Source organism: Mycolicibacterium hodleri, from assembly GCF_025822245.1.
GTDB classification, from domain to species: Bacteria; Actinomycetota; Actinomycetes; order Mycobacteriales; family Mycobacteriaceae; genus Mycobacterium; species Mycobacterium hodleri.
Map to the genome: position 1 here is coordinate 1 of NZ_JACKTL010000067.1, position 11,919 is coordinate 11,919.

12 protein-coding genes are annotated in these 11,919 nt (G+C 66.2%); 11 read left to right on the forward strand and 1 reads right to left on the reverse strand.

The features are described from left to right. Positions 1-212: 212 nt before the first annotated feature. Positions 213-1,121, forward strand: a complete 909-nt coding sequence (locus H7J06_RS27010; RefSeq protein ID WP_264042491.1) for an alpha/beta fold hydrolase — start codon at positions 213-215, stop codon at positions 1,119-1,121. On the opposite strand, the gene H7J06_RS27015 is transcribed toward H7J06_RS27010, so the two are convergent. Beyond that, a complete protein-coding gene (locus H7J06_RS27015; protein ID WP_264042492.1) occupies positions 1,118-1,345 on the reverse strand; it encodes a hypothetical protein in 228 nt (75 codons plus the stop codon). The genes H7J06_RS27010 and H7J06_RS27015 overlap by 4 nt on opposite strands. A 396-nt stretch (positions 1,346-1,741) precedes the next feature. Here H7J06_RS27015 and H7J06_RS27020 point away from each other — a divergent pair, with 396 nt between their 5' ends. The 10 genes from H7J06_RS27020 to H7J06_RS27065 all read left to right on the forward strand — a co-directional run bounded on the left by H7J06_RS27020 (position 1,742) and on the right by H7J06_RS27065 (position 11,835). Further along, positions 1,742-2,029, forward strand: coding sequence for a hypothetical protein (locus tag H7J06_RS27020; protein ID WP_264042493.1), 288 nt, complete (start codon positions 1,742-1,744; stop codon positions 2,027-2,029). 54 nt (positions 2,030-2,083) lie between these two features. Beyond that, positions 2,084-3,073: an oxygenase MpaB family protein gene (locus H7J06_RS27025; protein WP_264042495.1), complete on the forward strand. Its 990-nt coding sequence runs from the start codon at positions 2,084-2,086 to the stop codon at positions 3,071-3,073. 81 nt (positions 3,074-3,154) lie between these two features. Further along, positions 3,155-4,501, forward strand: coding sequence for an ABC1 kinase family protein (locus tag H7J06_RS27030; RefSeq protein WP_264042496.1), 1,347 nt, complete (start codon positions 3,155-3,157; stop codon positions 4,499-4,501). Then, on the forward strand, positions 4,501-5,403 hold the full coding sequence (locus tag H7J06_RS27035) for an alpha/beta fold hydrolase (protein ID WP_264042497.1): 903 nt from the start codon (positions 4,501-4,503) through the stop codon (positions 5,401-5,403). The genes H7J06_RS27030 and H7J06_RS27035 overlap by 1 nt, the downstream gene beginning before the upstream one ends. 128 nt (positions 5,404-5,531) lie before the next feature. Then, positions 5,532-6,410, forward strand: a complete 879-nt coding sequence (locus H7J06_RS27040) for a cyclopropane mycolic acid synthase family methyltransferase (RefSeq protein WP_264042498.1) — start codon at positions 5,532-5,534, stop codon at positions 6,408-6,410. Positions 6,411-6,493: 83 nt separating this feature from the next. Continuing rightward, positions 6,494-7,405 (forward strand): cyclopropane mycolic acid synthase family methyltransferase, encoded by a 912-nt coding sequence (locus tag H7J06_RS27045; RefSeq protein ID WP_264042499.1) that lies wholly within the window; start codon positions 6,494-6,496, stop codon positions 7,403-7,405. 120 nt (positions 7,406-7,525) lie between these two features. Next, a complete protein-coding gene (locus H7J06_RS27050) occupies positions 7,526-8,425 on the forward strand; it encodes a cyclopropane mycolic acid synthase family methyltransferase (protein WP_264042500.1) in 900 nt (299 codons plus the stop codon). Positions 8,426-8,543: 118 nt separating this feature from the next. After that, positions 8,544-9,413 (forward strand): glucose-1-phosphate thymidylyltransferase RfbA, encoded by an 870-nt coding sequence (gene rfbA / locus H7J06_RS27055; RefSeq protein WP_264042501.1) that lies wholly within the window; start codon positions 8,544-8,546, stop codon positions 9,411-9,413. Then, complete coding sequence (gene rfbB, locus H7J06_RS27060; protein ID WP_264042651.1) at positions 9,413-10,408, forward strand: dTDP-glucose 4,6-dehydratase; 996 nt, start codon at positions 9,413-9,415, stop codon at positions 10,406-10,408. Before rfbA ends, rfbB begins: the two co-directional genes overlap by 1 nt. Then, positions 10,405-11,835 carry a sugar nucleotide-binding protein gene (locus H7J06_RS27065; RefSeq protein ID WP_264042502.1) on the forward strand — a complete coding sequence of 477 codons (1,431 nt, stop codon included), beginning with the start codon at positions 10,405-10,407 and terminating at the stop codon, positions 11,833-11,835. The genes rfbB and H7J06_RS27065 overlap by 4 nt, the downstream gene beginning before the upstream one ends. The last annotated feature ends 84 nt before the right edge of the window (positions 11,836-11,919 follow it).

Below are 11,919 nucleotides of genomic sequence, written 5' to 3' on the forward strand. Positions count from 1 at the left end.
TGCCCGGTGCCGGTGCGGGCGCCGGACCCGGCGGAGCTTCGGCGGGTGTCCCGGGAGCGGGCGCCGGCGCCGGACCCGGTGGCGCGTCGGCGTGCGCCGGTGGCGTGTGCGTCGGTACCGGAGGCTAAGTCTCCGCAGCAGTACGACCCAGCGGGACTCGACGTCGTCGACGGCGTCGAGTCCCGCTCTGCGTCTGAAGGTAGAAAGGCGTCATGCGCAAGCGGACTGGACGGGCCAAGTGCGGAGACCCGGACCACCCGGTAGAGCTGTACTACGAAGACATCGGCAACCGCGCCGACCCGGCGATCCTGCTGATCATGGGCGTCGGCGCGCAGTTGCCGATGTGGCCGGACGGTTTCTGCAAGCTGCTGGTCAAGCGTGGCTATCGCGTCATCAGATTCGACCATCGCGACGTCGGGCTGTCGACGAAGATGAGCGGTCAGCGCGCCGAGGGGTCGGTGGTCCCGCGGATCGGGCGCTACCTGCTGGGCCGGCCCAGCCCGGTGCCGTACACGTTGGTCGACATGGCACAGGACGTCCTGGGACTGCTCGACCACCTCCGCGTCGAGAGTGCCCACGTCGTCGGGGCGTCGATGGGCGGCATGATCGCCCAAATCCTGGCCGGCTCGCATCCCGACCGGGTCAGGTCACTGGGGCTGTTGATGACCAGTTCGGGCAAGCCCTTGTCGGCCCTGCCGTCGTGGCGGGTGATCCGGCTGGCGCTGAACCCGCCGGCCAGCGACGCACCGCGGGCCGCCAAGGTGGCCGTCGAGATGCACAACATCGCGGTGATCAACGGCCCGAACTTCCTGCCGACCGAGGACCAGCTGCGTCACCGCGTCGAAACGCTGACCGCGCGCAGCGACTACAAGCAGGGCGGTCTGCGGCAATTCGACGCCATTCTGGGCACCGGCAGCCTGCTGCGCTTCACCCGCCGCATCACCGCACCAACGGTCGTGGTGCACGGATCACACGATCCGATGATGCGAATTCGCAACGGCCGCAACCTCGCTCGCGCCATCAACGGTGCGCGGTTCGTGGTCGTCGACGGCATGGGCCACGATCTGCCCGCGCCCGTCTGGCGACCCGTGGTCGACGCGCTGGTCGAGAACGCCGGCTAGCTGGCCCCGTAGCGCGCGGCCTTGACCACGGGCACGGCCTTGGCGGGCATGTCCTTGACGGGAGTGGTGCTCGTCGTCGTCTCCCCCAAGTTCATCGCCCCCGAGGATGCGCTCGCGGCGGGCGCACCGCCATCCATGACGCCGATGAGGCCCATCGCCACGACGGCGACCCCGCCTGCCACTGCCGCCGCGGCCTTGACGCGCCGTCCGTGTGCCTGGTTCATGGCCATGTCGCTCTTTCCCCCTAGTCGTACTTCGCCGTCCAACCTCGACGGTTGGTTCCACTCCGTTGAGTGATTGCTGGGAGTCTGTAGTGCGGGCCGGGCGTTCGACAGACTCCGAAGGACATCTGGCGCAAGTCGGCAGGTTATTGCCAGCGAAAGTGGTTACCACTTCGGACCGACGAGCTGGGCCCGAGGTGACATCAGCACCCACCAAAAACGTTGCCGAGCGCAGACACAATCACCTTGGACGTCAGTTGTGACCAGTGCCTTCGAGTTGATTCGCGCGACCCACCCTGACATCATGACGTCACTGATCGGGGGGTCGGCAAATCAATGGGCAGGCATAGTCAGGCCGATGACGCGGCCAACCCGGAAGTGTCCGTTCACAGGGTTCACATGAAACGTCTCGCCGAGGCCCAGGCCCAGCTGGACCGCGCGAGGCACCCACCCGAGAAGCAGTCCAGGCGGCAGCGCAAACGCTCCGAGGTCGAACTCGAAGCCGCCAGCCGCGCCGTACAGGTCGCGGCCGAGGCCGCGCACGACGCCGGCGCCACCTGGACCGAGATCGGCGACGTCCTGGGGATCAACCGGGCGACGCCGGCACCCCGGGCACCGCATCGGGGCCGACTGGTGATGCTGCACCGCGAGGCGGATGCCGAAGATCCCGAGACGCAGGCCAACTAGACACCCGGCGCGCTACTCTGACAACACACGTAGTCAAAGCAGCGAGGGGCGCCCATGTTCATGCCGCATCACATCGTGGAGCACCGCCTGCAGAAGAAGTTCGACGACGACGTCCGCACGCACTTCTTCCGCGGAATGGAGTTCGCCGGCCCACTCGGTGATCCGGGATGGTTCGGCCCGGGCAGCGCGGTGTGGCACGTGCACTCGCACCTGCCTACCCTGATCTTCGGACTGCAGTGTGCGGCGTACCTCGAACGGTTGGACCCGTCGATCTACTGGATGGGAGTGCACCACTCCCGACTCGTCAAGCGCGACGAATCGGGCACCGCTCCCCCGCGCCTGGACCCGGCAGGCCTGTCGGTCCGGCTGGGCCATTCGATCGCGTTCTTCATCGGCACCGCCTACGGCTCCACCGCCACCGCCGAGCGGTTGGCCCAGACCGTGCGGGCGATGCACCACACCATCAAGGGCGTGCGGCCCGACGGTGCGACCTATGACGCCGACGATCCCGACTGGCTGCGGTGGAACTACGCCACCGTCGTCTGGGGCCTCGCCACCGCCCATGAGCGATACCATCCAAACCCTCTGCGCGGCAAGAGAATCGACGACTACTACGGTGAGTTCGTCAGGGTGGGCCACGCACTGGGCGGCACCGACCTCCCGGCGACCAAGGCCGAGACGCTGGACTGCCTCGCGTCCTACCTCCCGCGGCTGGCGCTCACGCACGGCGCGGCGATGGCCACCGGACCCAATCTCCCCTTGCCGCAGAGCGCGCTCGACTGGGCCATCCGCGACACCATGCCCAAGTGGGCCCGACAGCTGATCCAGCATCAGTCGCCCAACGTCGTCGAGCGCACCGCCCGTCGCGCCGCGATCTGGTCGGTGCTCAACGGACTTCACGCCGCGGCGGGTCCGTTCCCCGAGTTTGAACAGGCGAAGGCCAGGGTGGCGGGCGGCACCACCGTCGCGCACACCCTGCCCACCCACGTGCCCGGCACCGACCCCGAACGCAGCCGTGCCGAGGTCGAACACAGCTTTGCCTGAGCCGAGCGCACGGCCACCGGTGCTGTGACGCTTGCCACACGACATTTCCGCCCGCCGGGGCACCTTTGAGACACTGCAGTTATGACAACCACCAAGCACCGCGAGGTAGCCCGGCTGGATCGGGTTCCGTTGCCAGTCGAAGCCGCCCGCGTCGGGGTGACGGGATGGCAGATCGCCCGCACCGGAGCGCGGGTCGTCAGCAACCTCGTCGGCCGCGGCACCCTGCAGCAGAAGATCGTCAAGCAGATCCCGCAGGCCTTCGCCGACCTCGGGCCTACCTACGTCAAGTTCGGTCAGATCATCGCCTCGAGCCCTGGCGCGTTCGGCGAGCCGATGAGCCGCGAGTTCCGCACCCTGCTGGACCGGGTGCCGCCGGCCGACGCCTCGAAGGTCCACGAGCTGTTCAAGGAAGAGCTGGGCGACGACCCCGCCAACCTGTTCAAGAGCTTCGACGAAAAGCCGTTCGCCTCGGCGTCGATCGCCCAGGTGCACTACGCCACGCTGCACTCCGGTGAGGAGGTCGTGGTCAAGATTCAACGGCCCGGCATCCGCCGGCGGGTGGCGGCCGACCTTCAGATCCTCAAGCGCGGCGCCCAATTGGTCGAGCTGGCCAAGCTGGGTCGGCGGCTCTCGGCTCAGGACGTCGTCGCCGACTTCGCCGACAACCTCGCCGAGGAGCTCGACTTCCGGCTCGAGGCGCAGTCGATGGACGCGTGGGTGGCGCACATGCACGCCTCGCCGCTGGGCAAGAACATCCGTGTGCCGCAAGTCTATTGGGACCTCACCAGCGAGCGCGTGCTGACGATGGAACGCATCCAGGGCGTCCGCATCGATGACGTGGCCGCCATCCGCAAGGCTGGCTTCGACGGTACCGACCTGGTGAAGGCGTTGTTGTTCAGCGTCTTCGAGGGCGGGCTGCGGCACGGCCTCTTCCACGGCGACCTGCACGCGGGCAACCTCTACGTCGACCCCGACGGCAAGATCGTCTTCTTCGACTTCGGCATCATGGGCCGCATCGACCCCCGCACCCGCTGGCTGCTGCGCGAGTTGGTGTACGCACTGCTGGTCAAGAAGGACCACGCCGCCGCGGGCAAGATCGTCGTGCTGATGGGCGCCGTCGGCAACGTCACGCCGGACGGCGACGCCGCGAAAGACCTTGAGGCATTTGCCACTCCGCTGACGATGACGTCGCTGGGCGACCTGTCCTACGCGGAGATCGGCAAGCAGCTCTCGACGCTGGCCGAGGCCTACGACGTGAAGCTGCCGCGCGAGCTGGTGCTGATCGGCAAGCAGTTCCTCTACGTCGAGCGCTACATGAAGCTGCTGGCACCGAAGTGGCAGATGATGAGCGATCCGCAGCTGACGGGGTACTTCGCCAACTTCATGGTGGAGGTCTCCCGCGAACATTCCGACGAGTTGGACGCCTAGTGGACATTCGCTCCGGTACCGCCAAGTCGGGTGAGCTCGACATCTTCTACGAGGACATGGGTGATCCCGACGATCCCGCCGTCCTGCTGATCATGGGTCTGGGTGCGCAATTGGTGTTCTGGCGCACGGGTTTCTGCGAGCGCCTGATCAACCAGGGGCTGCGCGTCATCCGCTACGACAATCGCGACGTCGGCCTCTCGAGCAAGGTCGAAGGCGGCCACACCGGGGCGAAGCTGCTGCCCCGGATGGCGCGCTCACAGCTCGGCCTGCGCAACCCGGCGGTCTACACCCTGGAGAACATGGCCGACGACGCCGCCGCGCTGCTGGACCACCTGCAGATCGAGAAGGCCCACGTCGTCGGCGCGTCGATGGGCGGGATGATCGCGCAGATCTTCGCGGCGCGGTATCAGCAGCGCACCAAGACGCTGGCCATCGTCTTCTCGAGCAACAACCAGGCCATGCTTCCCCCGCCCGGTCCCAAGCAGCTGCGGGCCGTGACGACGCGTCCCAAGGACACCTCGCGCGAGGGGGTCATCGCCAACACGGTCGCGGTCAGCAAGATCATCGGCAGCCCGGGCTATCCCGTGCCCGAGGAGCAGATGCGGGCCCAAGCCGTCGAGAGCTACGACCGGTCGTACTACCCGGCCGGCGTGGCACGGCAGTTCAGCGCCATCCTCGGCAGCGGCAGCCTGCTGCGCTACGACAAGCAGATCACCGCCCCGACGGTGGTGATCCACGGCCGGGCCGACAAGTTGATGCGCCCGTCCGGCGGCCGCGCCGTCGCCAAGGCGATCCGCCGGTCCCGGCTGGTGTTGTTCGACGGCATGGCCCACGACCTGCCGGAACCCCTGTGGGACGACATCGTGGGCGAGCTGAAGACCACGTTTGCTGAAGTCCCCTGACCACGAGCTCGGATTCGGCCGCCTCGGAGTGGTCAGCGTAGAGTGCCCTGTGGACCGCATCGGCCGGCTCGGTGCGTCATGGGCGACGGTTCCGAGTCACTGATCAGCCAAGAGAGGCATTGTTCACCATGTCGACTACCCGCAAGAAGGGTGGCCTCAAGCCGCACTTCGAGGACGTCCAGGCCCACTACGACCTGTCGGACGAATTCTTCAGTCTCTTCCTCGACCCCACCCAGACCTACAGCTGCGCCTACTTCGAGCGCGACGACATGACGCTGGAGGAAGCTCAGCTCGCCAAGGTCGACCTGGCGCTGGGCAAGCTGGGCCTCGAACCGGGCATGACCCTGCTCGACGTCGGCTGCGGCTGGGGCTCGACGATGCTGCGGGCCATCGAGAAGTACGACGTCAACGTCGTCGGACTCACCCTCAGCGAGAACCAGAAGGCGCACGTCGAGAGCGTCTTCGCCCAGCACGAGAGCCCGCGGAGCAAGCGCGTGCTGCTGCAGGGTTGGGAGCAGTTCGACGAGCCCGTCGACCGCATCGTGTCGATCGGTGCCTTCGAGCACTTCGGCAAGGACCGCTGGGACGACTTCTTCACGATGGCCCACAAGGCGCTGCCCGACGACGGCGTCATGCTGCTGCACACCATCACCGCGCTGACGCTGCCGCAGATGACTGCGGCCGGGCTGCCGCTGACCATCGGCATCGCGAAGTTCGTGAAGTTCATCCTCACCGAGATCTTCCCGGGCGGCTACCTGCCGACCACCGAGATGGCGCAGGAGTACGCAACCCGAGGCGGCTTCAACCTCACCCGTACGCAGTCCCTGCAGAAGCACTACGCCAGGACGCTGGACACGTGGTCGGCGGCGCTGGAAGCCCACAAGGACGAGGCCATCGCCATCCAGTCCGAAGAGGTCTACGACCGCTACATGCACTACCTCACCGGTTGCGCCAAGGGCTTCCACGAGGGGTACATCGACGTCTGCCAGTTCACGCTCGAGAAGTAACCCACACCTTCGCGGAAGTTCCACTCCCCTCGACCATTTGGTTCTGGTTTCGCGTCCGATCACCCGGAAGGCGGATCCACTCCGTGGCCGACCTCGTACCGCACTTCGACGACGTGCAGTCGCACTACGACCTGTCCGACGACTTCTACCGGTTGTTCCTCGACGACACGCACACCTACAGCTGCGCCTACTTCGAGCGCGACGACATGACCCTCGAAGAGGCGCAGCTCGCCAAGATCGACTTGTCGCTTGGCAAGTTGGGCCTCGAACCGGGGATGACGCTGCTCGACGTCGGGTGCGGCTGGGGCGCGACGATGATGCGCGCGGTGGAGGCCTATGACGTCAACGTCGTGGGTCTGACGTTGAGCGAGAACCAGCACGCCCACGTCCAGAAGCTGTTCGCCGACTCGGCGAGCCCGCGGTCCAAGCGGGTGCTGCTCAACGGCTGGGAGCAATTCGACGAGCCGGTCGACCGGATCGTGTCGATCGGCGCCTTCGAGCACTTCGGCGCCGACCGCTACGACGACTTCTTCGCGATGGCCTACCGGGTGTTGCCCGACGACGGCGTGATGATGCTGCACACCATTTGCGGCATCTCGATGGAGTACGCCCGGGCCAACGGCGTCCCGCTGACGATGGAGCTCTTCCGCTTCATCAAGTTCATCATGACCGAGATCTTCCCGGGCGGTCAGCTGTGCAAGACCGAGATGGTGGGTGAGCTCGCCGCCTCCGCCGGCTTCACCCTCGCCCGGACCCAGTCGTTGCAGCCGCACTACGCACGGACGCTGGATCTCTGGGCCGAGGCGCTGCAGGCGCACCGGGACCAGGCCGTCGCGTTGCAGTCCGAAGAGGTCTACGACCGCTACGTGCACTACCTGACGGGGTGCGCCCAGTTGTTCAAGCTGGGCCAGGCCGACGTCAACCAGTTCACCTTCACGAAGTCGGCGGTCGAGGTGCAGTCCGCCGGCCGGCAACCAGTACTCTGTAGCCCCTGAGGGGCGAGTTTGCGCGTTGCGGCCCCCATCCGCGGGTAGGGTCCGTCACAACGGGACCCCATGACGACGACATATCTGCGCGCCCGCTGCAGTGAATCAAGAAAGGCTCAGCAGATCACCATGGCTGACAACACCGGCATCAAGGACATGACGCCTCACTTCGAGGACATCCAGGCCCACTACGACTTGTCGGACGACTTCTTCGGGGTGTTCCAGGACCCGACGCGCAAGTACAGCTGCGCCTACTTCACCGGGCCGAACGTGACGTTGTCGGAGGCGCAGATCGCCAACGTCGACCAGCACCTCGACAAGTTGGACCTCAAGCCCGGGATGACGTTGCTCGAGGTCGGCTGCGGCTGGGGCTTGACGCTGCTGCGCGCCATGCAGAAGTACGACGTCAACGTCATCGGCCTGACCCTCAGCAAGAACCAGCAGGCCTACTGCCAGCAGCTGTTGGGCGGCGTCGACACCGACCGCAAGTTCGACGTGCGGCTGGAGGGCTGGGAGCAGTTCGGAAGCTCGGTGGACCGCATCGTCTCGATCGAGGCGTTCGAGCACTTCGGCTTCGAGCGCTACGACGACTTCTTCAAGATGTGCTACGACGTCATGCCCGACGACGGCCGGATGACCATCCAGAGCAGCGTCGCCTACCACCCCGACAACCTGCAGGCCCGCGGCCGCAAGCTGACCTTCGAGATGGCCCGGTTCATCAAGTTCATGGTCACCGAGATCTTCCCCGGCGGGCGCCTGCCCAGCACGGACATGATGATCGAGCGCGGCGAGAAGGCCGGCTTCACGGTGCCCGAGGCGATGTCGCTGCGCAACCACTACATCAAGACGTTGGGCATCTGGGCCGCCGCCCTGGAGAACCACAAGGACCAGGCCATCGCCGCGGCGGGCGTCGAGAACTACGACCGCTACATGAAGTACCTGACCGGGTGTCAGTACTACTTCGTCGACGAGTCCATCGACGTCAGCCTGGTCACCTACCTCAAGCCTGGCGCCGTCACCGTGGCCTGACGGTCACCGACGTAAAGGAAGCCCGGCACTCTCGCGAGTGTCGGGCTTCCTTCGTATGTGCCCGCGCCTCCGACCCCATGAGCGAGCCCAGGCTCCCGGGCTATGCCACCATGTACGCGTGCGGGGGATAATTTTGGCCGGGGGGTCAGGTACGCGGTTGCATCCGATCACGCTGGGAGTGTCGAAACAGCTGATCCCGGTGTACGACAAACCGATGGTGTATTACCCATTGTCGACGCTGATGCTTGCCGGCATCCGCGACATCTTGGTGATCACCACCCCTCACGACGCGAGCGGCTTCGAGCGGCTGCTCGGCGACGGGTCCCGATTCGGAGTGTCGATCTCCTATGCCCGCCAACCCTCACCGGACGGCCTGGCGCAGGCGTTCACTCTGGGCGCCTCGTTCATCGGCAGTGACAAGGTCGCACTCGTCCTCGGCGACAACCTGCTGTACGGCCCGGGGCTTGGCGGACAACTCAGTCGTTTCACCGACGTCGACGGCGGCGCCATCTTCGCCTATTGGGTAAGCGAGCCAACCGCTTACGGTGTCATCGAGTTCGACGGCGATGGGCGAGCGATATCCCTGGAGGAGAAGCCCGCGCAACCGAAGAGCAACTACGCGATACCCGGGTTGTACTTCTATGACAACGACGTCGTCGCGATAGCGCGTGACCTCAGTCCGAGCGCCCGCGGTGAGTATGAGATCACCGACGTCAACCGGACTTACCTCGAGCAAGGCCGTCTCCAGGTTCAGGTGCTGCCTCGTGGGACCGCGTGGCTGGACACGGGGACGTTCGACCAGATGACCGACGCCGCTGAGTACGTGCGGACGATGGAGCGACGCACCGGCTTGAAGATTGGTGTGCCCGAGGAAATCGCTTGGCGCCAAGGACTTCTCACCGACGACGAGTTGAAGACTCGAGCCGCCGCAACGTTGAAGTCCGGTTACGGAACATATCTGCTCGATCTGCTCGAGCGGGGCCGATGATGCGGCTGCTGGTCACCGGCGGTGCCGGCTTCATCGGCTCGAACTTCGTGCACTACGTCGTCAACCACACCGATCATCACGTCACCGTGTTGGACAAATTGACCTACGCCGGCAACCTCGCGTCGCTCGAGGGTCTGCCGGACGACCGCGTGGCCTTCGTTCGCGGCGACGTCGCCGACGCGACTCTGGTCGACGAGCTGGTGGGGTCCGCCGACGCGGTCGTCCACTATGCCGCCGAGTCGCACAACGACAACTCGCTGCACGACCCGAATCCGTTCTTGCAGACCAACATCGTGGGCACGTTCACGTTGTTGGAGGCAGCACGCACGCACGGCACCCGTTTGCACCACGTCTCGACCGACGAGGTGTACGGCGACCTCGAGCTCGACGACCCCGCCAGGTTCACCGAGCACACTCCCTACAATCCCTCGTCGCCCTACTCCTCGACGAAGGCGGGCAGCGATCTGTTGGTGCGGGCGTGGGTGCGATCCTTCGGTGTCGCCGCGACGATCTCGAACTGCTCCAACAACTATGGTCCCTATCAACACGTCGAGAAGTTCATCCCACGGCAGATCACGAACGTTCTCCGGGGAATTCGGCCCAAGCTGTACGGCGAGGGCCGCAACGTACGGGACTGGATCCATGCCGACGACCATTCGTCGGCGGTGCTGACGATCTTGGAGAAGGGTCGCATCGGCGAGACCTACCTCATCGGAGCCGACGGCGAGAAGGACAACAAGACCGTCGTCGAACTCATCCTTCAGATCATGGGCCGTGCGGCCGACGACTACGAACACGTCACCGACCGGGCCGGTCACGATCTCCGCTATGCGATCGACTCCACGAAGCTTCGCGAGGAACTCGGCTGGCGGCCACGATACGGCGACTTCGAGGCCGGCTTGGCCGCCACCGTCGACTGGTACCGCGACCACGAGGACTGGTGGGCACCCACCAAGGACGCCACCGAAGCGTTCTACGCGGAGCTTGGACAGTGACCGAGTACGGTAAGCCGTTGCAGGCCAATGCCACTGCAATCCCCGGACTGACGGTCTGGGACCTGCCCGTCCACGGGGACAACCGCGGGTGGTTCAAGGAGAACTGGCAGCGCGAGAAGATGGTGGCCGCCGGGTTGCCCGACTTCGGTCCGGTTCAGAACAACATCTCGTTCAACGACGCCACTGGCACCACCCGCGGCATCCACGCCGAGCCGTGGGACAAGTTCGTCTCCGTCGCCTCGGGTCGCATCTTCGGCGCGTGGGTGGATCTGCGCGCCGGCCCCACCTTCGGCGCGGTCGCCACCGCGGAACTCGACCCGTCGCGGGCGGTGTTCGTGCCCCGCGGCGTCGGCAACGCCTTTCAGACGCTGGAGCCCAACACGGCGTACGCCTACCTGGTCAACGACCACTACTCCCCCGACGCCTCGTACACGTTCCTGAATCTGGCCGACGAAACCGTGGCGATCGGCTGGCCAATTCCGTTGGAGCGCGCCGAGTTGTCGGCGAAGGATCGGGACCATCCGCGGCTGGCCGACGTGACGCCGGTCGCGCCCCGCAAGACCTTGGTTCTCGGCGGCGGCGGGCAGTTGGGCCGGGCCCTGCGTGACGCGTACGCCGATCGGTCGGACGTCGAGTTCGCCGGTCGCGGCGACGTCGACCTCACCGCACCCGATCTCGAAAGTGCCCGTCGCTGGGCAGATTACGAGACGATCGTCAATGCGGCGGCGTTCACCGCCGTAGATGCGGCCGAGACCCCGGAGGGGCGTGCCGCGGCCTGGGCGGCCAACGTCACCGGGGTGACCGCCTTGGCGCGGATCGCGACGGCACACGGCCTCACGCTGGTCCACGTCTCCAGCGACTACGTGTTCGACGGCTCCGCGGAGCGCCCGTACCGCGAGGACGATCCGGTGTCGCCGCTCGGGGTGTACGGGCAGACGAAGGCGGCCGGCGATCTCGTCGTCGCCACGGTGCCGCGGCACTACATTCTGCGGACCTCGTGGGTAATCGGCGACGGCGCCAACTTCGTGAAGACGATGGTGTCGCTGGCCGGACGTGGAGTCGACCCGTCCGTCGTCGGCGACCAGTTCGGGCGACTGACGTTCACCTCGGATTTGAGCCGCGCCATCCGACATCTGGTCGACGAGCGACTTCCGTATGGCGCGTACAACGTGACCGGGGCCGGGCCGGTCATGTCGTGGGCCGAGATCGCCAAACGGGTGTTCGCCCTCGCCGGCCACGATCCGGACCGGGTCACCGAAGTGAGCACCGCCCAATACTTTTCGACGGCGTCCAATCCGGTTGCGCCACGGCCTCGCAACAGTGCCCTCGACCTGGCCAAGATCGAATCCGTGGGTTACTCGCCGGCCGACGCGGTCGACGCACTCGCGGAGTACTTCACGAAGCAGGTCGCCACGGCAAAGCCGTAGACGCGCGTTTCGCTTGCTCACCGGTTGATTGCCTCGGACACGAAAGAGCCCGGCACTCTCTACGAGTGCCGGGCTCGACGTCGG